Annotated in this window: 22 protein-coding genes; 4 read left to right on the top strand and 18 right to left on the bottom strand. The window is 47.0% G+C overall.

All coding sequences use genetic code 11. The annotated features are described in order from the left end of the window. Positions 1 to 174 precede the first annotated feature (174 nt). The 6 genes from B2633_RS00745 to B2633_RS00770 all read right to left on the bottom strand — a co-directional run bounded on the left by B2633_RS00745 (position 175) and on the right by B2633_RS00770 (position 7,069). Positions 175 to 1,029, bottom strand: a complete 855-nt coding sequence (locus tag B2633_RS00745; RefSeq protein WP_483168625.1) for a 3-hydroxyacyl-CoA dehydrogenase family protein — start codon at positions 1,027 to 1,029, stop codon at positions 175 to 177. Between the two features lie 55 nt (positions 1,030 to 1,084). Further along, positions 1,085 to 2,263, bottom strand: coding sequence for a thiolase family protein (locus tag B2633_RS00750; RefSeq protein WP_483168626.1), 1,179 nt, complete (start codon positions 2,261 to 2,263; stop codon positions 1,085 to 1,087). Positions 2,264 to 2,295: 32 nt separating this feature from the next. Next, positions 2,296 to 3,168, bottom strand: coding sequence for a CoA-transferase subunit beta (locus B2633_RS00755; protein WP_483168627.1), 873 nt, complete (start codon positions 3,166 to 3,168; stop codon positions 2,296 to 2,298). A gap of 5 nt (positions 3,169 to 3,173) precedes the next feature. Then, a complete protein-coding gene (locus tag B2633_RS00760) occupies positions 3,174 to 4,130 on the bottom strand; it encodes a CoA transferase subunit A (protein ID WP_483168628.1) in 957 nt (318 codons plus the stop codon). A gap of 96 nt (positions 4,131 to 4,226) precedes the next feature. Continuing rightward, entirely contained in the window at positions 4,227 to 5,369 is a 1,143-nt protein-coding gene (locus B2633_RS00765; RefSeq protein WP_481038353.1) for an acyl-CoA dehydrogenase family protein, read from the bottom strand. A gap of 335 nt (positions 5,370 to 5,704) precedes the next feature. After that, positions 5,705 to 7,069, bottom strand: coding sequence for a sigma-54 interaction domain-containing protein (locus B2633_RS00770; RefSeq protein ID WP_483168629.1), 1,365 nt, complete (start codon positions 7,067 to 7,069; stop codon positions 5,705 to 5,707). Between the two features lie 355 nt (positions 7,070 to 7,424). Here B2633_RS00770 and B2633_RS00775 point away from each other — a divergent pair, with 355 nt between their 5' ends. Continuing rightward, positions 7,425 to 8,006, top strand: a complete 582-nt coding sequence (locus B2633_RS00775; RefSeq protein ID WP_483168630.1) for a copper amine oxidase N-terminal domain-containing protein — start codon at positions 7,425 to 7,427, stop codon at positions 8,004 to 8,006. Between the two features lie 186 nt (positions 8,007 to 8,192). Here B2633_RS00775 and B2633_RS00780 read toward each other — a convergent pair whose 3' ends face one another. From B2633_RS00780 to B2633_RS00800, 5 genes are all read right to left on the bottom strand, one after another. After that, positions 8,193 to 9,539, bottom strand: a complete 1,347-nt coding sequence (locus B2633_RS00780) for a D-alanyl-D-alanine carboxypeptidase family protein (protein WP_483168631.1) — start codon at positions 9,537 to 9,539, stop codon at positions 8,193 to 8,195. A gap of 118 nt (positions 9,540 to 9,657) precedes the next feature. Continuing rightward, complete coding sequence (locus B2633_RS00785) at positions 9,658 to 10,182, bottom strand: hypothetical protein (protein ID WP_483168632.1); 525 nt, start codon at positions 10,180 to 10,182, stop codon at positions 9,658 to 9,660. A gap of 191 nt (positions 10,183 to 10,373) precedes the next feature. Next, on the bottom strand, positions 10,374 to 12,179 hold the full coding sequence (locus tag B2633_RS00790; protein ID WP_483168634.1) for a MutS-related protein: 1,806 nt from the start codon (positions 12,177 to 12,179) through the stop codon (positions 10,374 to 10,376). 203 nt (positions 12,180 to 12,382) lie between these two features. Beyond that, positions 12,383 to 13,474, bottom strand: coding sequence for a hypothetical protein (locus tag B2633_RS00795; protein ID WP_483168635.1), 1,092 nt, complete (start codon positions 13,472 to 13,474; stop codon positions 12,383 to 12,385). 81 nt (positions 13,475 to 13,555) lie between these two features. Next, on the bottom strand, positions 13,556 to 14,245 hold the full coding sequence (locus B2633_RS00800; protein WP_483168636.1) for a M15 family metallopeptidase: 690 nt from the start codon (positions 14,243 to 14,245) through the stop codon (positions 13,556 to 13,558). A 699-nt stretch (positions 14,246 to 14,944) separates the two neighbouring features. Between B2633_RS00800 and B2633_RS00805 the strand changes: the two genes are divergently transcribed. After that, the gene (locus tag B2633_RS00805; protein ID WP_481038344.1) at positions 14,945 to 15,121 is read left to right on the top strand and encodes a YgaP family membrane protein; all 177 of its coding nucleotides are present in this window, start codon (positions 14,945 to 14,947) and stop codon (positions 15,119 to 15,121) included. Positions 15,122 to 15,240: 119 nt separating this feature from the next. Continuing rightward, positions 15,241 to 15,729 (top strand): YfcE family phosphodiesterase, encoded by a 489-nt coding sequence (locus tag B2633_RS00810; protein WP_483168637.1) that lies wholly within the window; start codon positions 15,241 to 15,243, stop codon positions 15,727 to 15,729. Positions 15,730 to 15,762: 33 nt separating this feature from the next. Here B2633_RS00810 and B2633_RS00815 read toward each other — a convergent pair whose 3' ends face one another. From B2633_RS00815 to B2633_RS00845, 7 genes are all read right to left on the bottom strand, one after another. Further along, a complete protein-coding gene (locus B2633_RS00815) occupies positions 15,763 to 16,293 on the bottom strand; it encodes a hypothetical protein (RefSeq protein WP_483168638.1) in 531 nt (176 codons plus the stop codon). A 322-nt stretch (positions 16,294 to 16,615) separates the two neighbouring features. Beyond that, the gene (locus B2633_RS00820) at positions 16,616 to 16,915 is read right to left on the bottom strand and encodes a hypothetical protein (protein WP_483168639.1); all 300 of its coding nucleotides are present in this window, start codon (positions 16,913 to 16,915) and stop codon (positions 16,616 to 16,618) included. A 327-nt stretch (positions 16,916 to 17,242) separates the two neighbouring features. Beyond that, positions 17,243 to 17,914, bottom strand: coding sequence for a response regulator transcription factor (locus tag B2633_RS00825; protein WP_481038340.1), 672 nt, complete (start codon positions 17,912 to 17,914; stop codon positions 17,243 to 17,245). Next, positions 17,911 to 19,308 carry a sensor histidine kinase gene (locus B2633_RS00830; protein ID WP_483168640.1) on the bottom strand — a complete coding sequence of 466 codons (1,398 nt, stop codon included), beginning with the start codon at positions 19,306 to 19,308 and terminating at the stop codon, positions 17,911 to 17,913. Before B2633_RS00830 ends, B2633_RS00825 begins: the two co-directional genes overlap by 4 nt. Continuing rightward, complete coding sequence (locus B2633_RS00835; RefSeq protein ID WP_483168641.1) at positions 19,305 to 20,135, bottom strand: energy-coupling factor transporter transmembrane component T family protein; 831 nt, start codon at positions 20,133 to 20,135, stop codon at positions 19,305 to 19,307. The genes B2633_RS00830 and B2633_RS00835 overlap by 4 nt, the downstream gene beginning before the upstream one ends. Before the next feature lie 25 nt (positions 20,136 to 20,160). Further along, a complete protein-coding gene (locus tag B2633_RS00840) occupies positions 20,161 to 20,535 on the bottom strand; it encodes a NusG domain II-containing protein (protein WP_483168642.1) in 375 nt (124 codons plus the stop codon). A gap of 21 nt (positions 20,536 to 20,556) precedes the next feature. Beyond that, positions 20,557 to 21,633, bottom strand: coding sequence for an FAD:protein FMN transferase (locus B2633_RS00845; RefSeq protein ID WP_483168704.1), 1,077 nt, complete (start codon positions 21,631 to 21,633; stop codon positions 20,557 to 20,559). 379 nt (positions 21,634 to 22,012) lie between these two features. On the opposite strand from B2633_RS00845, the gene B2633_RS00850 reads away from it, so the two are divergent. Then, positions 22,013 to 22,720, top strand: coding sequence for an FMN-binding protein (locus tag B2633_RS00850; RefSeq protein ID WP_483168643.1), 708 nt, complete (start codon positions 22,013 to 22,015; stop codon positions 22,718 to 22,720). Positions 22,721 to 22,835: the final 115 nt, after the last annotated feature.

Consider the following 22,835-nt stretch of genomic DNA (forward strand, 5'->3'; position numbering starts at 1 on the left):
CGCTCTTACCGCCGGGTGCCCGGCGCGGGCCTGCTGTTACATGACCAACGCGGGGCCGAACTTGGGAGCGCCGAATTCTTTTAAAAAATACTCAGGCATTATCAACAAGACATCTACTATCAGGTCGCATAAAGCCGGGCCCTATTATCGGTATTACACTAAGTGCATATTTCCTCACTTGCTGTAATCATAGAAGCCCTTGCCGCTCTTCACTCCCAGGTGCCCGGCGCGGACCTTCTGTTTCATGGCCAACGAGGGGCGGAACTTGGGATCGCCGAATTCCTTGAAGAAATACTCGGTCACCATTAAAAGCACATCAATCCCTACCAGGTCGCACAAAGCCAGCGGCCCTATGGGCATATTGGCTCCCAACTTCATGGCCTCGTCAATGTCTTTTGCCGAAGCCACACCTTCCTGATAGGCATGGCAGGCGTCATTCAGATAGGGTACCAGGAGCCGGTTGACGATGAAACCGGGGGCTTCTTTGGCCTCGATGGCGGTTTTGCCGATGATCTTGCAGAATTCCATGGCGGTCTCGACGGTCTCCCGGCTGGTTTCGCTTCCGGGGATCACCTCCACCAGACGCATGACCGGCACGGGATTGAAGAAATGAGTCCCCACCACTCTGTCCGGCCTGCCGCTGGCGGCCGCTATCTCAGTGATGCTGAATCCCGAGGTATTGGTGGCGATGATGGTTTGGGCCGCGCAGATTTCATTGAGTTCTTTAAATAGCTGCTTCTTGATATCGATATTCTCGATGATCACCTCGACCACCAGGTCGCAGTCTTGCAGAGCGGATTTATCGGTAGAAGTGGCGATATTGCCGATAAACCCGGCTTTCTGTTCTTCACTGATCTTGCCTTTTTTCAGATCCTTATCCCAGTTCTTGACCATGTTTATCAAGCCTTTGTCTATAAATGCCTGATCGATGTCCGCCAGTATGACCTTGAGCCCCGACTGAGCCGCGACCTGTGCTATGCCGTTGCCCATGGTTCCGGCTCCCACGACGCCGATTTTGGAAATACTCATATTGACTGCCTCCTTCTTAATCATGGGGGCGATGCCAGCCATCGCCCCCCAACATTTACAATGCTTCGATGATGGTGGCCATAGCCGGCCCGCCCCCTGCGCAGAGGGTGGCGCATCCGAACTGTTTCTTGCTGCGGCGCATCTCATGCATCAGGGTGATGATCAGCCGGGCTCCGGTCTGGCCCACCGGATGACCCAGCGAGACCCCCGAGCCCAGGACATTGATTTTATCGACATTTATCTGCAGCTCCCGGTTGCAGGCTATGACCTGCGTGGCGAAGGCCTCGTTTATCTCCCAAAGTTCGATATCATCCATGCTCATGTGAGCGAATTGCAGCACCCGCTTAACTGCGGGGACTACTCCGATGCCCATTATGCTCGGATCAACCGATGCGGAGGCGGTGGCCACGATGCGGGCCAGGGGCTTTATTCCCAGCTCCTTTGCTTTATCGGCTCCCATCAATATCATGGCAGCGCCGCCGTCATTGATGGCTGAAGCGTTGCCGGCGGTGATGATGCCGTCTTTTTTGAAGGCCGGCTTCAGTTTGGCCATGCTCTCCAGGCTGGCATTGGGGTTGGGATGCTCATCAGTATCAAAAATCTTTACACCCTTTTTGCTCTTTATCTCAACAGGAACGATTTCTTCCCTGAACTTGCCTTCGGCAATGGCCTGACAGGCCCGCTGGTTGCTCATCAGTCCCCATTCATCCGCCTCCTGGCGGGAAATGTTGTACATATCGACCAGGTTTTCCGCGGTCACTCCGGCGTGATAGTTGTAAAAAGCATCGATGAAAGCATCGTACATCATGCCGTCTTCAAGCTTGCCGGGGCCCATGCGGTATCCCATGCGGGCTTTCAAGAGCAGATAAGGTATATTGGTCATGCTCTCGTGGCCGACTGCCGCTCCGATGTCGATCTTGTCCAGCATGATCTGCTGGCCGATGATCTCCGCGGCGCGCATCGAGGATGGGCACTGCTGGTTGATGGTTACTGATACCGTCTCCACCGGGCATCCGGCGTGTATGGTCACCTGCCGGCTGGGATTGCCTTTGCAGCCTGCCTGGTAAACATGCCCGGTGGCGACTTCTTCGATTTGAGCCGGCTCGATGCCCGCCCTTTCTATAGCGGCTTTTAAGGCCATAGTGCCCAGCTGCACCGCCGTAAAATCCTTGAGGGAGCCCAGGAAATCCCCTATCGGTGTTCTGACTCCGCTGACGATGACTACTTCGCGCATATCTATTCCACCTTCCTGTGCTAAACACTGGTTTACATCATGCCTTTGCTACGCATCAACTTGATCATGGGGTGATAGCTGTTCTCGAACATCGCCATAAAGGCCTCGAAATCGCCCGCCAGGGTCTGGCGGCCCGTTCCCAGGTATACTGCCAGGGGATCCAGGGTGCGCATGATCATGATTTGCTCCTCGGTGGGCAGCTCGGTCTCAGTGAGATGGGGCGATATGGCCAGATCCCACTGCACCGCCTTTTTGATGTTTTCAATATCCACTCCCGGGTGAATCTTTTCCAGGTACATCTCTCTGGTTTCAGCATCGAAACGGTATACGCCCATGGTGGTAATCACGGCGGCCGGACCTGACCCGACCAGACCGGCTTTTTCTCGCGCCCCCGGACCGCTCAAATGCCCGGGTGAGGTAAGGTAATCGACTTCATTCACGAAGTTGCGTCCATCCTGGCGCATCATGATTATGGTCCGTCCGGCTGACGAGGCCAGGTCATTGGCCCCGCCGCTTCCCGCCAGGCGAACCTTGGGGGCATAGTAGTCACCGATGGCGGTGGAGTTCAGATTGCCATATTTGTCAATCTGGGCTCCGCTGATGCAGGCCACATCCACAAAACCGGCCTGCTGGGCCCCCATGACTTCTCGCTGACTGCCCGCAAAGTAAGCCCGCTCATTGTTGACCGCACAATCCACGCACATCGGCAGACGCAGCGGCGCCGGTCCCATAGCGCCATATTCAACCATCATGTTGAAATTGGGGGCATGACTGAATTTTGCCACCGTAGCTGCCATCAAGGGCATACCGACTCCTATAAAGGCCAATTCCCCGTCCTGGATCTCTCGGGCTGCCGTGGCCGCCATTAGCTCGGGCATATTGTAATCACGGGTATATTGGGACATAATAATCACCTCACCTCTCCGAATTGCTGATATTTGTGTTCGCTCTGCATCAGGCGGTAAAGCCGGTCATAACCCACCAGCTGGCAGTATTCGTTCCAGTCCCTGGTACCCAGGATGTATTTTTCAGCCCATTCCTCGAAGCCTTCCCGGGTGGCGAACTGCCGGTAAGCATCCAGCCCAAAGGCCAGGTCATGATGGTAGTAATAATTGGATTCCCGCCAATGCGCCCCGAAAGGAGCATGAACCACGGCGTCGACATAGTAGTAAGGGATGGTGGTGAGGTTGGGCATGCGCCGGATTTCCGCCGAAGTGATTATTTCCTCCACGCTGACAATGACATGCTTGGCCGACCGGGCCAGAGTGTCGGTGTTGCCATACAGTCCAAAGCATTGCACATTGCCGATTTCATCAGCCCGGGAGGCATGGATTACCGCCACATCCGGATATGAAGCCGGAACCAGGGCTATCGGCTGGTTGGTATAGGGATCGTCCATTACCTTTATTTTGGGATTGTACTTGATGATGTCAGAGCCCAGCTGTGATTTGGTAGGCATGAAAGGCAATCCCATGGAAGCCGCGGCCCACCGCATGGCGGCCCCGAAATTGCTGTAGTCTTCGACTTCCAGAGGCCGGGGGATGCCCTTTTCCACGGCGCGGCGGAAAACCTTGTCTTCCCCTTCAATACCGCCCCAGTTATAGCCCATCTCGATCTTGCGGACCAGACCGGCCCCGATCAGGGCGGACGACATCCCGATCTGGCTGGTGATGACCAGATCCAGGGTTTTGATGCGGTCACGCTGCCTCACTATCTCCCATATGAGGGCCGCCGGAGCGGCGCTGACAGTCATGCCCAGGTAACAGTCTTCATGGATGTACTTTTCTACCGCCTCCTTGGCGGTCATGATTTTGTATGTTGGCGGTTTGGCGCGGCCTTTTTTAACCGGCATGGGTTGAAAAAGCATTCTCTTACTCCTCCTTCAGTTTTACTAGCACTCCCTGCTTGCTGCGGTCAGGCCAAAGCATATTCCCGCAGGCGGTCCGCTAATGGGGCCATTACGCTAGGCCAGCAGGTCTTTGGCGATAATAACCCTTTGGATCTGCGAGGTGCCTTCAAAGATTTGCAGTATCTTGGAATCGCGCATCATCTTCTCCACCGGATAATCCCGGCAGAATCCATAGCCCCCCAGAATCTGCACCGCGTCGGTGGTGACCTGCATGCACATATCGGCGGCGAAACATTTGCAGATAGCGGAGATCTCGGCGGCCATCATCTTTTCATCCAGCAGCCAGGCGGCCTTTTGGTATAGCAGCCGTGAAGCTTCGATATTCATCTTCATATCCGCCAGCATGAATTGGACGGCTTGAAAACTCGCAATGGGCTTGCCGAAGGCCCGCCGTTCTTTGGCGTAATCCCGGGCGAATTCAAAGGCCCCGTTGGCCACCCCTACGGCAGCGGCCGCGATAAAGGGGCGCGAGGAGTTGAAGGCCTTCATAGCCAGCTTAAAGCCGTCCCCTTCTTCACCCAGGCGAAACTTCTTGTGCACCTTCACATTGTCCAGGATCAGTTCTGAGGTGTCGGAACAGCGCATGCCCATCTTATGCTCGCTTTTGCCAATGGAAAGGCCTTCGGTGTTGCGGTCAACCATGAAAAATGACTGGGCCCGGTTGCCTTTGCTCTTGTCGTGGGTGGCCAGAACGGTATACTTGTCGGCATAGCGGGCATTGGTGATGAAACATTTGGTGCCGTTGAGGATGTAGTAGTCGCCGTCTTTTTTGGCGGTGGTCGATAAACCGGCCACATCTGACCCGGCCCCGGGCTCGGTAACCGCATACGAAGCCAGCTGCCCATCTTCGCAGATGCCCGGGAACCACCACTCCTGCTGCTCCTCAGTACCGCCGTACAGAACCGGTTCCGAGGCCAGCATGTTGGCCAGGGGGGTGATGGCGATGCCCAAACAGGCCTTGCAGATCTCCTCGACCACCATGCACAGACCGACGTTGCCAAAGGTCATGCCGTTGTATTTCTCCGGGGCGTTCATGCAGGAAATCCCTAGTTCGTGCATTTTCTTAACTACCGGCCAGGGGAATTCCTCTGACTCGTCATAATCATGGCGCACCGGAACGATCTCGTTTTCCGCGAACTTCCTCACAGTGCGCTGCAGTGCCAATTGATCCTCATTGTAAGTAAAGCCAAATCCCATGTTTATCCCTTCCTTTTCTCAGCTAAACAGTTAAACGGCAGAATTCCGGTTATCCCCCCTTTCTGAACTTCTGGCTACCAAATTTGCAAACTTCATGCCACGATTTTGCATGGCTTAAAAATCCCAATATACCGGGATTAACAGGGTTAGTTTCGAAGTGAGCCGAAGTTTATTTTCAGGCAGAATTGCCAGACTGCGGGGATAAGACCTTCAAGTCCGTAGTTTGGCTTGTGGCAGAAATAAGAATGGATTTTCAGATGTGCCATATGATGATGAAAAACCTGGGAAAAGGGGGCTCTGTTGGTTGGAAGTTCGGGCGGGGGGATTGTTTTCGCTCAGTCGATAGGTATGCCGTACTTTCTCATTTTGCGGTACAGGGAAGAAACGTCTATATTCAGGTATTGGGCGGCCAGCGATTTGTTCTGCCCGGTCTCCGCCAGGGCGTCGCAGATGAGCTGTTCTTCAAACTCCTGCACAATGGTTTTCAAGCCTTTGCTGCCATCAAAGCAATTGAGTTTTAATTTGGCACAGATGAAGGCCAGATGCCTCTTCCCGATCATGTCCACCTGATCCATGTGGGCCAGGCTCATGGCCCTTTCCATGACATTTTCCAATTCCCGGACATTTCCGGGCCAGGAATACTTGAGCAAGATGTCCAGGGCCTCACCCTTGATCCCTTTGATATTCATATTTAATCTCTGGTTTAAACCATTCAAGAAGGTACTGACCATGTGCAAGATATCGCCTTTTCTATTCCTTAAGGGGGGTATCTCTATCTGCATCACGTTCAGCCGGTAAAACAGGTCCTCCCGGAATGACCCTTTTTGCACCATCAATTCCAGGTTGCGATTGGTGGCCGAAATGACCCGCACATTGATATCGATTGGGTTGTTGCCCCCCAAACGCTCGATGACCTGTTCCTGCAAAACTACCAGGAGCTTGCTCTGCATGGCCAGGGGCATTTCCCCGATTTCATCGAGGAAAATGGTGCCGTGGTTAGCCAGTTCAAATTTCCCCAACCGGCCTCCTTTTTTGGCTCCGGTGAAGGCCCCGTCCTCATAGCCAAAAAGCTCGGCCTCCAGCAGTGACTCCGGAATGGCCGCGCAGTTAACCCGCACAAAAGGGCGGTTACAGCGTATACTGGCCTTGTGAATGGCATGGGCGAACAACTCTTTGCCAGTGCCGCTTTCGCCGATGATCAGCACCTTGGTATTATCCTGCCGGGCTACCTGCCTGGCCAGAATTTTGGCCTGGAGAAATACGCGTTCTTCCCCAATCAGATCATCAAAAGAGTATCTTGAGGTATGTGCATTCAAAACCTCGCCTTTGAGCATGTTGTTTTCCGCCAGAAGGTTCTCCAGTATATTCTTGTGGTCCCAGATATTCATGGAAATACTGTAAGAGAAGCAGCCCACCAACTCATCTTCTTTGAAAATCGGAACTGCAGAAGCGATCATCTGATAGCCGTTGATGTTCCAGTTATAGGCGGTTATCGCCTTGCCGGTGCGAAGGACTTTGGTGGTCTGTGTGGCCGGGGTGATGGAGGCGATCGGCTGCCCCAATGCCTTGTCTGCAGACAATTTCAGCACCCGCAGATAGGTCTTATTCATGTATTTGACTAAGCCCTCTTTATCCACCACAATTAAACAAATGTTGGGATTATCATCAAAGATACCAGGAACGGTCAGACTGCTATCCAAGTTTTCTCCTCCCCAGCCCTAATACCTTTACTGGTCTTATAACCATAATATGGCTATTTATTAGTTTTATGCCTGAGGCAAGGATGCAAGCCGGGACCGTCCCCCAATATTGCCCTTCGGCAGTCGCCACCCAGTGGTCACCCTGTATATGTAATATTTACCTATGAGGCTAATCTCTCAAATAAACATGATAATATTTCCATGAAATATGGAGTTATTGTTAGATATTCGGCCATAATGTTCAAATTAGCCTGGTTGCCTACAGCAGTTGCTTAACATATATTAAATATCAGGACAAACCGGGAGAGTTATTTCAGTTGTACTTAAGAGTTCAGGTAAAGATTAGGAGGTACTCATGAAGCAAAAATTGATTCTGGTATTTGCGATTCTGATGATAGGCTTGTTTGCCACACAGGCAATCGCTGCCGACATTCCAGTGTTGATCGAAGGACAGGCCGTGGAGTTTGTGGACCAAAAGCCTTACATAGATGAAAATAATCGTACCCTGGTTCCGATGAGAGCTCCGATGGAAGCTTTAGGGGCAACTGTGAGCTGGGATGCAGAACAATATCAGGCTACCTTTGAAAAAGACGGGATCGTTGTAGTATTTGTTATTGGGAACAATACTTACACTGTTAATGGGGAAGCAAAAGAAATGGACACCAAGGCAGTTTTAACCGGGGACCGGACCTGCATCCCCATTCGTTATGCGGCTGAGGCGTTGGGTTATACGGTTTTATGGAACAGTGAAACCTCTACTGTGGACATAGTGGCCTCTGACCCTGAAGGCGATCAAGCCGTTCCGGATGAAGGCACTGTCGATGAGAATACCGGCGAGGGGACCACTGACGAAAACATCGTTGATGACGGGGCTGCCGATGAGAATTCAGATGAAGGCGCAGAAGATCCCATTGCGGATGAATCCGCGCTTGAATAGAGAGCTATTACATAAGCCAGCCCAAATTGGATTTTATGTTGTGTGATTTATGAAATAACCACCCGGTTAATGTGAATAGGGATCCTGTATAACAGCAATATCAGCTGAAACCGCCCGCATGACGGGCGGTTTTAACTTCTTAGACAGTCTGCCGTTTTAAGAACCTCCCCGCTGGCGATTCTGGATTTATAGCCTGATTCTGCGCTTCAGCATGCGGCGCGCTCTGATGAACCAGCGCAAGATAAACAACAGGGCTACAATGCCTATTATCAGATATGCCAGCACCTTGAAGGCCGTGACAACGAAGCTGACCCAAGCCGGCCGGCCGTTTTCTTCCGCAGGATCAAAATTATATAGATACACCGATCCCAAATCGGCATACTGCAGGCTGCCGGCGGAGTCAAGTCGAATATTCAACTGCAGATCAGGCGGTTTGTTCTGACTTTCATCCACCAGCCGGTAATCAACCGATACCTCCTCAGGGCTGATACTGTTGTGAATCAGCCGGGTAAAAATAGTATCTTGATTTTGATTTAAAATATCGGCTATAAGTTTGGTTTGGTCCTGGCCGCGGGAAGGGGTTACAAGTTCAGCGGGATTAAAGCTGGCTTCTGTAAACTGATTGAATCCGTAATCAAACAGGGCCATGGTATCAGTATACACCCCGTAAGCCTGACTTTTCATGACCACCGCGATGAGTTCGCGATCCCCGCGCTGGGCGGCCGTCACCAGCGTATTCTGGGATATCGCGGTATAGCCGGTCTTGCCCCCTATCACTCCCTCATAGTAAAATTTGTTGGTGGTGAGCATTCTGTGCTCCGACCACAAATCACGGGACTCAGGCTGCTTGTTGGTCGAGGGAATGGTGTAGCGTACCGTTCCAAAAATCCCCCTGAATTTATCGTTCTGCAAGGCAACCCTGGTGATCATAGCCATGTCATAGGCAGTGCTCACATGCTCCTCATCGGGCAACCCGTGGGGGTTGACGAAATTGCTGTTCAAGGCCCCGGCTTCACGGGCACGCTGGTTCATCAACACCGCAAAATCCTCCACGCTGCCGCTGATGTGTTCGGCGATGCCGTTGCTGGCGTCGTTGGCCGAAGGCAGCATGGCCGCCATCAAGGCCTGTTCAAGGGTTATCTCTTCGCCATCTGTAAGGGCGATATGCGAAGATCCCCTGAGGATGCTGAACACCGCTTCCCGCGACATAGTAACCTTATCCTGCTGCTGGCCGTGTTCTATTCCCAGAAGTATGGTCAGGATCTTGGTAATGGAGGCCGGGTACAGCTGGGTATGCATGTTTTTCTCATATAAAACCTGCCCGGTTTTAGCATCCATCAGTACCGCCGATTCAGATACGATCTGGGGCGTTTGAAAAGCTTCATTCGCCGCGGCGGCGCGGATAGGAGCGCTCGCCGCAAGCAGCACCGCAAGCACTACAGCTAAATATATTTTCACCGGCTGCTTCAGCTTAACGGCCGCAGCATCTACATACCTAATAAAACTTCTAATCGCATCAGTAATATCATTCATATAATTCATAATCTATATAAAAAGCTCCAGATATGTCGTTGGTTCAGTATTAATCAGCAACGATGCAACGCGCATTGACGTTGCGGTTTATATTTCTGGTCGGTTGAGGTATTTGCTATCATACTATTTGGTTGCTCTTGTTTTTAACACCATTATCCATAGCCCCAAATGCCAGCAAACCCACCACTATTAATTTACCCAATTCTTTAGCATGCGTCTTGGTATTGGCCAGCTCCTGACGGGCCATCGTTTTGTCGCCTTTGAAATAATGCTTCCCGGCCTCCACTGCGCTGCCGGTGGTCTTGGCGCCTGCTTCATAAGTACTGGCAATTCCTCGTTCCACACCCGAAACCAGATCTTTACCCGCGGTTTTAGCCCTTTTTATGCCGCTGTCTACCTTTATTTCATCCTTTATAAGATAACCTGCTCCAGCCTCAAGGCCTCCATCCACTACGTCGGTCAAGGTTTTAACCGTGTTTTCCGTCACCCGCACCGTATTGGATCCGATCTCACCGGCGGTTTTAACAAGGTCGCTATCTCTGTACTTTTTCCCGATCTGACGGGTACTTGCGGTGATAATGCAATCAAGTCCATTAGCCAGCAATCCAACTGTGCCCTTGATCGCTTGACCGAAAATACTCATTGAGCTTCACCTTTTCAGATAATTTCCTAGTCTATATTATCATAATTATGCCGTAAGCGGGGACCGGTTATTAAAGGCATTAAAGGCATGCGCGCAAGCGGGGGTGACCGTTAGGGACGGTGACGGTCCCCTTCACCCTTGTCAGCCTGTCACCCGGACGCCGGAGTCAGCCCGCCGACAATTCCGCGAAACTAATCCAATATGTCAATGCCAATCATCCTCATCAGATACCTGGCGTTGCTGGTTTTGCATGGTCCTGATCTTAGGCGGTAGTCAAACTGTATTGCATCGTCTGAGTAGGTTTCAATAAAATGATAGTTTTTGATCCTACCGCCCGGCTCATCTTCAAAATCGCACAATTGATAATCATGGGTCGATATCAAACCGATAATCCAATCTTTATTAAGGTTCATAAGAACATTCCGGGCCCCCGCAACCCGATCCCGTGAATTGGTTCCTCTAAACAACTCATCAATGAGAAATATCATGGGAACATGGTTTTGGGCATAATCAATGATCATTTTTATCCGCAGCAATTCCGCATAAAATGTAGAGATGCCGCTATTTAAATCGTCATTGATCCGCATCGAAGTAAAGATATCCATGATTGAACAGGCAAAATGCCTGGCACATACCGGAGCCCCGGCATAGGCCAGCACCAAATTTACCCCTATGGTCCTTAGTAAAGTCGTTTTTCCTGACATGTTGGAGCCCGTAACAACACATATCTGGTTTTCCACGCTAAGTTGGTTGACAACTCTGTTTTTTGCAGCAATGAGCGGATGTCCTATATCCTCGGCGTTAATAAAAAGCTTGTTCTGATCAAACTCAGGATAACACCAATGAGGGTTTAACTGGGCAAGCAAAGCCATGCTTGACAGGGCTTCATATATGCCGAGATGATAGACCCATTTACGCAAGTATGAACCGGATTTGGCTCTCCATCTTTCCAGGGCAAATACACAATGGAAATCCATAAAAATTACATTATTAAGAATAAAATAAATAATCGGATTATACTTAAATCCAATCGCTCCGACAATCTTGTCCAGAACTTTTATCTGTTGTGAGGCGGGCTCGTCTTGATTAAACAGCCCGGATTGTAGTTCCAACAGATAAGGCTCGCGAAACGTTTCCTTTTCGATATGCTCGAACAGTCCCTGATAAACAGATAGCTTGTTTTTATAGGTATGGACCGTATCCAGAATCTGGTTTACCCGCCGGCTTCCCCAGATATTAACAATGAACTGTAAGCCGAACAAAACCAGGGGTATATATATCGAAACAGATCGAGCTCCATACCCGAGAATAAAAGATGCGATGGTCATAACGGGCAGGATATAAAATATAGCCTTGATCCAAGCTTTAGAAAACAGCTGCTCTGCATTTTCCACATAGGCAAAGAGGTTTTCAGGATTTTTCTTAAAATTCGCTGCCCCCATGCCCAGGCACTGTAAATCCTGAGTCCAGTCCAGCTTCAAAGCGAGTTCCTGGACGGCTTTTTGCCTTTCGGTAATCCTCGCCCTATCCTGCAGAGGATTTTCCAGCCAATCTCGGATAAATTCTCTTCCCTGATAGGTATTGCTGGTATTTAGCCACTGAAACAGCGAGCTGCGTCCGAAAATGTCCAGATCATCAATATATCTGTGTTGAGGATTGGCATATTCTTTTCCATCATCATCAAAGCAGGTCCAATCCCCTTCCAGCCGCTGCACGCATTTATGATTTATTTCTACCATATAGCGATATCGGTTGGCCTGCCTGATAACCTTATCATGCTTTAGGACCAGGCATAAAAAAGTGCTCAACGAAATACTTAAAAGGATAAATCCAGGGGTTGGTCCGCTATAGTAAAAAACCATCCCGGTTAATAAAGCACCGATGAGGAAGCAGTATAAACGCAGCGAGCTTAATCTGTCTGAATACTTGTCCAGCTTTTCCGTTTTACTGATATAGTCTTGCCAACGTTTCCCAAATTTATCAATTGACTCATTCATATTCATACCCAACCTAAAATAGATGTGGAATCATTTCCATACATTATTAAGACCCATTATTAAGACCCGGTACCCAGTCGCAAACAGTTTGGCACCAGTTAATTGTTATGTTTTTCTACACCCATGTACTGGGAAAGGTGTGGAGTTGACACCAGAACCGTCTGGTTCTGTATTATGGGGAATAAAACCAATCTTTTGCGCGGCTACTTGCATTCTTCCCAGATAAAAACGGCTCCGCTCATGGGGATGACCCAGTTATCAAACTCGATATTTCTGACGCCGTCCACTTGAACAGCATCTTTGCTGTTGTACTCTCCGTTCAAAAAAGGAATTAAAGTGACATTCAAGTAATCGCGGGGGTAATAGAAAGAAATATCTACTTTGCAGGTGGGTTCGGGAATGGATACCAAAAATTTGTTTTTACTTTTTAATTGGGGCATGACAAAATATATCTCGACCTGCGCTTCGGTCAAATTCAAGTGAACGGTCTCAAATACCAGCTCAATGCCGTTCTCCCCGATTTCAACACTCACTAGCTGTGCTGCGGTTTTGTTTATCAAGACTTTTAGCGCCAGCTGGTTCTTTACAAAATCTAATTTTTCCTCATCCGTGAGAGCTATCAATCTTATCAGGTCTTGGTTCTTTATCTGCAAGTTCTCTCTAAAAAGATAAGTATCGGCTTTGAGTTTTTCATCGAGATCGGCATCTTGCACAAAAAAGCCCAGTTTAAAAACACTCTGGAATGTTTTATTGCTCGACAGCACCTTAGTATACGAGATTCTTTCAGTGACAGCATAGTAATCATCGCAAGAGAAAAGCCAGTTCTTGCCGCGATATTCATCCAAACTAATAAAATACTTAAAATTTCTCCTAATATTAAACTCAAAATCTATGTACGGCTTGATGATATTGTAGACAACTTCGCCTTTTTCCTTGTTGAGAATCGAGTTCAGAGAGGCGAAGACAAAATCCTTTTTGGATTCATCGCTGAAACGATCGATAACATCGGTATTGCTCATCATGGTCTCAGCGATTTTTTCCGATATTTCTTCGGATACATACAGCTTAGTAAAATATTCGTAAGCAAAGTTGAAGATAATAAGCGGGGGGAGTATACCGATAAGATTCTCGGCCACTGTCTCCATTATCGCCAAAAACTCAAAATCTCCCGAGCGGGAGCCCAGAATGTATTCAACCGCCAGACAAAGCAGCCAGAGCAATACGGTAACGATAACCAGCATAACCGTGACGTACTTCATGGACTTTCTATTCTTGCCCAACCGATTATTTTTCATTTAAATGAACATCAACTTTCTTGATAGTGTTTCTTGCAGCTTTTTGTTACACACACTTTCAGAGAGCGTAATCAATATGAATTATTCGCAGCTGCCGATTCCTCCGTAAATGGCATTGCAGCTATTATAAAACGCCCAAACCGGGTCACCGTAATCAAAGTGCCACCACTCAAAAGGGTAATTTACGAAACCGCATTCGCTCATGACATTATATAATAAACGGCGGTTTCTGGTAATGGTCGCATCACTATTATTTATCTCAAAATAGCATGTATGCGCTTTATCCATAAAGGCATCAAATTCGGTACCCATATCGACATACCGGCCTTGATCAACAATCGTCAAGTCGATGGCTCCGCCCGTAGCATGTAAAAAGGGTTTCATAGGGTCCCGGCTGGGAAAAGTAACATACTGGCGGGTTATTTTACGGATTTCCTCCAGGGATTTACCGGCAGATTTCAATTCCAGATTCTCCTGTAAAAAACTGTTGTACAAACTCATTTGGACATCGAAGGGCCGCCAGGCATCGAAAATCTTGAATTTGTAACCGTGCGGCAATAATTTGGATGCCTTCAATAGTTTTTGGGCAACCTGTTCCCGGGCATAGAGTGTATTTATCGAGCCTTGAATCCCTTTATTATAATACACCGGTTCAAATATGAAATCCTCCCCATAGTCTGACAAGCATACCAGCGGTTCGCCGTTCTCTTCAACTTCTATAGCATCGAGAACGGGGGGTTGTTTTAACGGTATTGGTTTATGATAATCCATAGCTCACCTTCATTTCCCCGTTTTTATCGAGGAAAGCACTCTCTTAAAAATGACTTTTCCAGCTTCAAGTATGACGGAGGGATACATTTTAATTCTAAAATTTTCTTGCAGCCGATCGGGGCTCAATCATCCCCTATATGAAACTACCACGGGATTATACTAAAGCGCAAGTCAAGAACAGTTCCCGCTTGCTCTTCTTTGGTTCCTCAGGAATAACAAAATATCAATTCCCACCAAAACTCCATCTAAAGCATATAAATATACAACTATATCGAAGTTGTATAATATTTTGTGCAAGATCCCGGCAATATACCCTGTAAAAACAATGAACAGAAATATCAGGCTCTTTCCTTCATTAGAACCGGATTTATAGGATTTATAAATCGAAAATGGCCACGCAAATCCAAAACATATTAGCATAATAATTTCAAAGATGCTCATACATGACTCCTTTAAATAAAATCAGGCCAGCATAGTATTCCATTTTCAACACCTCTACAATTAGAATCAAATTCACCTGAATATTCGCGATTCAAAACTATTATTCCTGCGCAAGCCGGGAACGCTTCTGCCTTGTGCCTCGGCAGAAAGCAAATCAAGAATTTGTGCGCGCGGGTCAGCCAAAGTCGATACTTTCCCGCCGGCCGTGAATCACCCGTTTGAATAATGCGCATAATGGGAATATGGAGGTGTTATGACGTGCATTTGTCCTTGCGCCGCAACCTGGGCTATTTAGACCGTATCATCAGGCTTGTTGCCGGTTTGGTTCTGCTCTACCTGGTTATTTTTAATCCCCTGGTTATGAGCGGCTGGGTAAGCATTGTACTCGGTATTCTAGGTGTGGCTATGATTATCGAAGGTTTGCTGGCCTACTGAGTGATTTACGATTTGCTGGGTTGGTCAACCTACAAAGCCCCCACTCATGGCGCCTGAGACACAGGCGGCTCTCCCGGGAGAAAGCAAGAACCGTTCCACTTGGGTTAGGAGGTTATACCATGAAAATAGGGATTCTTTCCGATACTCATATAACCGAGCTTGCGGACGACTGGTTGGCTCTGGTGAGGAATGCTTTTCACGAAGTCGAAGTGATTATTCATACCGGCGATTTCGTAAGCTTTGAGACCTACGAATTTATGAAGAGTTATAAGAAGCTGTACAGTGTGTGGGGAAATTGCGATGAAATCAGGATCAGACGCGCCACCAGGGAGAAACAGGTGATTACTCTGTCAGGATATAGAATCGGGATTTTCCACGGTCACGGGCACGACAAAACCACCCTGGAAAGGGCTTATGATCAATTCGCAGATGATAATGTGGACCTGATAATTTTCGGGCACAGTCATCAGCCTCTGGTACAGACCAAAAGGGGCATTCTGATGATAAATCCCGGCTCAATGACTAATAAGCGCCGTGAAAAATGGCTGTCTTACATTATAATGGAGCTGCTCCCCGGCCGAATCCAAGTGGGGTTGAATTACTTTTAGCCTTGGCAGGGCGTTTCACGCCATCGATATCCCCTATTCTACAACTTCTCTGAGCTTTATGATATTTCCCGGCAGAGCCTCAAACAAATCCGGATAATGGGTGCATCTGGCGCGCAGCTGGTTGTATTCCGCCTTGGCGCCGTTCTTTTTTAGATACAACCCGCGCTGGTATACTTCTTCGGCCAGTTCAGCGGCATGCATCTGTTTCCCCTCGGTTTCCGACAGAACCAGCTTCATAGCTTCCTGCAGCGTGTACTTGGGGGTTTCGCTGCTCCCTGTATTGACGCTTTCGCCGGCGCTTTCGGCGGTTTTGCCTTTGCGGGCTTTCCGGCTCCCGGGGGCTTTGCTTTTGCGACCGCGTTTTCCGGCAGTTTTGCCTTCGCTGCTGGCGACTGTTATGTTTCCAAGGGCTTCCCCATCGGCCGCATATTTGACTATCAAATATACCGGCTGGTTGTTTTTCAGCAGAACTACGGTATTGTTCTTGTCAACCAACTGAAAAACCGAATCTACATCGTTCTTGATTTTTTCAAAAGGTATCAGGCTCTCAATTTTAATATCCAACATTATCACCTCGCAATTATAGTAACACAATGTTTGATATTTAACAGTATATTTGTATGCGAATTAAAAAATGAATTTTTTTGAAACAAAAATGCCAAATGGGGACGGTCCTTTTTGTCGCTTAAAAAAGTATCACTCCATCCCGCAATTCCTTGCTTCTTGATTAAACCTGGTGCCGATTGACAGGTTCATCCTGCCCTGGAGAAAACATGAGAGCCTTAGGAGAATTGCGGGGCAGGGGGATTTTAATTCGAAATAGATTCTCCCGGATTTGCTCGTACATAACCTCACCCTATCGTTGATATTAAAATCCCCCAAACAATTAGGGGGTAGCTTTCTTCCGTTGAACTATACCTTCAGCGGATTTCAGTAAATCGTGGACAAAGTTAGCGCCTCTGGATAACAGTATCCCGGTTAGTATTTGGCCGATAAGTGGATGAAAAAAGTTTATGCCAACCAGTAAAAACATATCCAAACCCGCTCCTACAGCAATAAGCAATCCGACTACCAGCGCTCCCACACGATCCACTGACACTTTGCCTTTTTGCCAGACCATTTTTCCGGTTTCCCAGACCGCCTCAGACAACATTGCGGCTATAACAATAGCCCCAACCGAATACATAATATTCTCCTCCTCTGCTAATACCGGCTTATCAGATCCGGCGCCACTTAACTTCCTAATTATGCCTCTAATATAATACGCAGCGGCACTCCGTTTTGGCCCGCCCTCGATCTATTCGGCAGCGTATCTCGGATCAAACAGGATTGACATCAGAAAGCCATAAAGCATAATGCAAATTTAAAGGGGCAGTTGACTACGCCGGCCAACTGCCCCTAAAAACTACCGCCTTACTCTATATCGATTTGGACTTTACGCCAATTTAGGCATACCCTCATTAAACGGGACGCATCCTTCAGTCATCTCAGGTGACTCTCACACTTCTGCATATTAACCCTGGGGCTCAAACGAACTGGAATAGTTATTTCGCGTTCTGATCCAGTAACCCGCCGCCTCAGTCCTATTGGTAACATTTAGTTTCTTGAATATGGTGCTGATATAGTTGCGAACCGTTTTTTCGGAGATACCCAGGGCTTCAGCAATCTCACAATTCGACTTGCCCTGGCTCAATATCTGCAATATATTTTTTTCTCTCGAGCTCAGATTAAGGTCCTGTGAAGGCAATTCGATATCCGGAATGGCAATGTTGTTGAAAACGCCCTCGGTTACGGAAGTATCTAAGACGCAATCGCCCTCATAAACCTTAATGATATTCTCTATTAATTCCTGACTCTTGATATTTTTCAACAAATAACCATCCGCGCCTGCTCTGATTGTTTCAATGACTAAATGATTTTGCGAAAAAGCCGTTAAGATAATAATCTTGATTTGAGGGAAGCGCCTCTTAATGGTTAAACACCCATTGACCCCGTCCCCGTCAGGCAGCCGAAAGTCAAGCAGCACAACATCCGGGCACGTTTTTTGTATCGAATCAAGGGCTTCCTGAAGACCATTGGCCTCCCCACATACCATAATTCGCTCATCCAGTTCCAAAATCAGCTTTAATCCATCCCTGACGATATCGTGATCATCTACTATCAATACTTTAATATAATCGCTCATATCAGTGCTTCCTCACAGGGTATTTTAAGTTCGATCCGAGTACCTTTAAGCAGGCTTTCGATTTTGAAAAATCCATTGACTCTTTGGGCTCTTTCCTTCATGGAACGGATGCCAAACTGTTGCTCCAGCTTTATGTCCTGAGAGATCCCTATCCCGTTATCAGTGATAGTTATATAAATAAAATCAGGGGTACCCTCCAATAAGACCTCAGCATGATCGGCTTGAGAATGCTTGATAACATTGGTGATAGCTTCCTGAACAATATAATAAATCTGCGTGGTCTTCTCTGCTAATAAATCACCCACTGTATAAGGGGAAAGCTTACACTTCAGCACAATCTCTACACTTTGAGTTTCATTGTATTTACGCACCAACTGTTCCAGGCTGTCTTTTAATCTATCCAGTTCAATTTCATCTAAAGCATCGGCAGATATAAATTCCCTGATCTTATTTATAGTTGCCGTTATATTCACTTTTACTTCTTCTAGAATATTTATTGCCGAAGCTTTGTCTTCTTTGTATCTGGATAGATACTCAATTTTCAATCCTATGGCATACAATTGCTGAATAATGCCGTCGTGTATTTCAAGTCCCAGTTTTCTTCTTTCTTCAGAGGCTATTCTGAGTTTTTCCAATTGAAACAGCCTTTCCTCTTGTTCCCAGCTAAAAGTATCGATTACTTTGATCAATGAATAATTGATGATAAATCCGACGATTGCCTTAAAAGATAAGGTGATTAGGATGAAGTATTCTGGAAATATCTCGTTATTGATAATATTGGCCGGGAAAAAAGCCGCTTTGGATACCAGCAATCCTTCTACAAAACCGTAAGCGATGAAGATCCAGGACAAATTCTTGTACCTTTTCGCTATTTCAGCGGATTTGGTTTTCTCTATCAACCGGGCATTCGCATACAAAGCGGCGGCAGCTATGGCGCAACTCGGAACTGCCATCAAATAACGTATGCTAATAATCTTGAAATGATCATTCGACAAATGATAATCCACACCATAATGAGAAGTTAACAAATAGAAACCAAATAAATACAGCAGAAAACCAAGCAAAGGTATTCTCAGCAAAATATTCTTGTACTTTTCCCGAATAGCTAATAAGTCCAGCCCGAAGTATAAAAGGAATGTAAAGGATAAGGCTTTGAGCATCAGGTTAACATAATAAACTTGAATATACAGATGGGGATGACATAACTCAAGTTTGATGATCATGGTGATCCATTCACTCATGCCATGGATAATTCCAAAATAGCCCAAATACTTAATGGATCTTATTAACGAGAAGTTCATTATCTTGGAATCTTTTTGCATGATGGCGAAAGTCCCCATCATGACCATAGAAAACCCATAGATTAGATATAATAAGAATTCAATGATAGTCATATGAGCAGTCCATTCCCTTTTTCAATAATGTAAAGCGTCAATATCAACAAAGTGATACTTAAGGCGGCGATCCCCTCGTGTCTGGTCATTTTGAGTTCATACTCGAACAGGTCCTGGGCGCTGACTTTTTCGACCATCCTTTCTAACTCATCCAGCTTTTGGAACGAATCGACCAGCGACGAAACGATGATTTGCGATATCCCGTTTAATTTTGACTTCAGATTGCGCCGGCTTCCTCCGATCACGGAGCGGCCCTGCTCTACAAATCCTGTCTTTAACTTTTCCCCGGTCCCCTTCAATTCCATGACGATGCACATGACTACTTTTAAGTAATCCTGAACCGGCAGCTTGATCAACTTAAAAGGGAAAAGCAATTTATCCAATAAGCCCAAGACTGTTTCAATGGGGGTGGTATGGAAATAAAGGATGCTTGCATACCAGATAATGAACAATCTGAATAACCTGGAGAAGACCTCTTGAGACCCTTGATGAATGATAAATGCTTCGTTTTTAGTCAAATAATAAAGGGATATATTCATCAATATCCCGAATAAATAAGGGATCAACACGATAATACAATACGACCCGGCGCTGAGTAATAAGGTGCGATATCGAATTCTTGATACCAGGGTAACCATCAATAGATAAACCAGAAATATTTCATAACTGGCCTGCTTTTCAAAATAAAACGGCAGCGTTGCTATGCCAATCGCCAGAAGGGCTTTAATAAACCCATCCAAGTCTATGAAAGTACTGTGATTTTTCTTATTCATGGCGGTTAGTCCTTGAGCTTTTCCCTTTTTCAAGGGATGCAACGTTCTGTTCAATGTATTATTCATCGAGGTTTATCCTTTAGTTATCTAAGATTCTGACGATGGTTCTGCTAGGCATGCAGACGGCCTGGTCTCCGGGTTTGGTTAATGTCCCTGTTTTTACACAGATTTTATCCGGGCACTCGGCTTCCAAGAACTTTATGGAGCCTTTTTCCGCTACAATGGTTACCTGGATGCCATCCTCAAGTTTAAAATACCGGGGTTCTTCCAGCGTATCTAAGTCTAACTCCGCTATTCTATTGCCATCTCTGCTTATCACCGCTGTGCGCCCATCGATCTCTTCGCCTTGGGCAGCCTCACCCTTAAGGTAGAATCCCGCCAGTGAAAGCATGATGATAAACCCTATCAAGTATAAAAACAGATCGCCTCTTTTAAACCTTTTCATGTTTTCCATATTTCGCTTCCCCGTTCGATGTTATTGCTGGTAAACGTATCCGCTGCCCTCACCAAGGAACTCAAAACTTTCTTTTAGCCCTTCTGTAACATAGATCTTTTTGTCGATTGTAATAAACACAGCTTCAACGCCTCCATACTGCCGGATCAGCTCCCTGCCCTTTTCAAGGCCTAAAATATAGACGGCAGTATCCAGAGCATCAGCATCCAGCGAAGATTCAGTGATCAAGGTTACACTCATCAAATCAGATTCGGCCGGATATCCGGTTTTGGGATCCAGAATATGATGATAACGCCGTCCATTTTCCATAAAATAACGTTGATCATCTCCAGCTGTAACAACCGCTTTATCCGTTACTTTAACGATTCCAATATCTTTCCCACTCGGATTTCCTGCCGGCCTGGGATCACGGATCCCGACTTTCCATGGGGCGCCGTCTGGCTTGTTACCAAGTGTTACAACATTTCCGCCCAAATTGATAAAAGCGGAAGTAATGCCCTGTCTCCTGTAGATCTCAATAACCGCGTCCCCTGCATATCCCTTGGCAATGCCTCCGAGATCGATCATCTGCCCTTTATTTTTGATAGTGACCACATTATTATCAATGTCGATATCTTCGTAATTGACCAAAGGCAGCAATCTGTTCAGTTCTTCTTGTGACGGGATGCGCTGTGCATCTGTTCCTATTTGCCAGGTTTTTACCAGGGGGCCTACTGTGATATCGAAGGCCCCATGACTCATTTCAGATATCTCTTGCGCTTTATTGATGATTTTTACTGTCGCCGGATCCAGTTCAATGCCCATAATCCCCGCATTTTGATTAAGCCTGTAGATATCCCCTTGCGTGTCATTAAATGTCAGCAGTTTATCCAGATCCTCGATCTTCGTTGTAGCCTCGTCAACCGCAGTCTGTCCATTTGCCCCAAATACCTTTTGAGATATGACTGTTCCCATAGCAAAAGAATCCGCCACAAAGGCTTTGTTCGCCATCTCATCGCGCTTGTTGGCAGCAACAGCAGTTAATAGCCATGCCGCCGCGACTATGACCAAAACTAACCCTATCAGTTTCAATAGATGTCTTCGCAGAGCCACTTTTATCCCTTTCTGCTGTGAAACGTTAGCTGCCCGCTTTCTTTAAACAAACAGGCAGCTTAAATTCTCTTTTATATACCCTTTATTAAACAGGATAAATACGACTAAAATAGTAATGTTTCTAGAGCCATTTTAAGCTTTGGGACAGCCCAGGACAAGCGGAAGAAAATGATGATATTGGAAAGATCAAGCCGTGAAAACAATGTATTTACTCTTTTTACGTTTACAGGACAGGAAGCAAGCCTCTGCAAGCCTGGCGGATGCAAAAAGCCCTGTTCGGGACAAATGTACTTATTGCCGGGACATAAATCAGGATTTAAAATATCCTCCTCAGGTGTGAAACTCATTATGTACTATTCAATAAAATCAAGTGGGAGGATTTTGTATGTCAAAGATGAAGATCGTTGCCGTAGTCGTTGCTTTGGTGGCAATCGTGGTATTTATTGCCGGATTCATATTCCAGCCCAAGGAATTAACGGTCTCCAATGGATCAGGACAGACCTCGGTTTTCCGTGTCGGGCCTGGCAAAGATGCTGCCGGGGGGCAAATTTACTCTATTTCTACTGTTACTGCGGACGCTACGTTTGACAAGGAAGGCAAAATAATCAGCGTACATTTTGATGCATTGGAAGTCCTCTCTCCCAACGATTCAGAACATGAAGGCGCACCTCGTTTTTCAGGCTGGCCTGGACAAGCCGGTTATCTGACCGCCCCCGCCAGTACCGTTGAAATAGCTGCCAAAGAAGTAAGTGAATGGCAAACCAAGCTCGAACGCGGCGATGCTGCTTATGGCATGAATATATCGGAACAATATGCGGTATATGAAGAGTTTTTTAAAGGCAAAACAGTCGCTGAAGTTGAGGCGTGGTTTGCTAAGAATACTTCCGATAAAAACGGCCGTCCCTTGAAAGCAAATTCAACCGACCCTGACGAGCAGGCGAAGTATTCCCAGCTCACCGATGAAGAAAAACAGGTTCTGGCAGATGTAACCTCCGGCGCAAGTGTCAGCCTCAAAGATGCCCACGGCGATTTCATCGGAGCGCTGAAAAAGGCTTATGATAGCCGGGCAGAGGTAAAGATTCCGGTTAAATAATCCGTAACAGCTGCGTCTACAGGTACAACTAAAGTGACAATCAAAAGAGGGTGTTCCATAGATAATTCACTTTATAATTTGGGATGCCCTCATTTTCAAAAAGCTGGATTTTAAG

It is taken from the genome of Syntrophomonas sp. UBA1041, assembly GCF_002316705.1.
GTDB lineage: Bacteria > Bacillota > Syntrophomonadia > Syntrophomonadales > Syntrophomonadaceae > DTU019.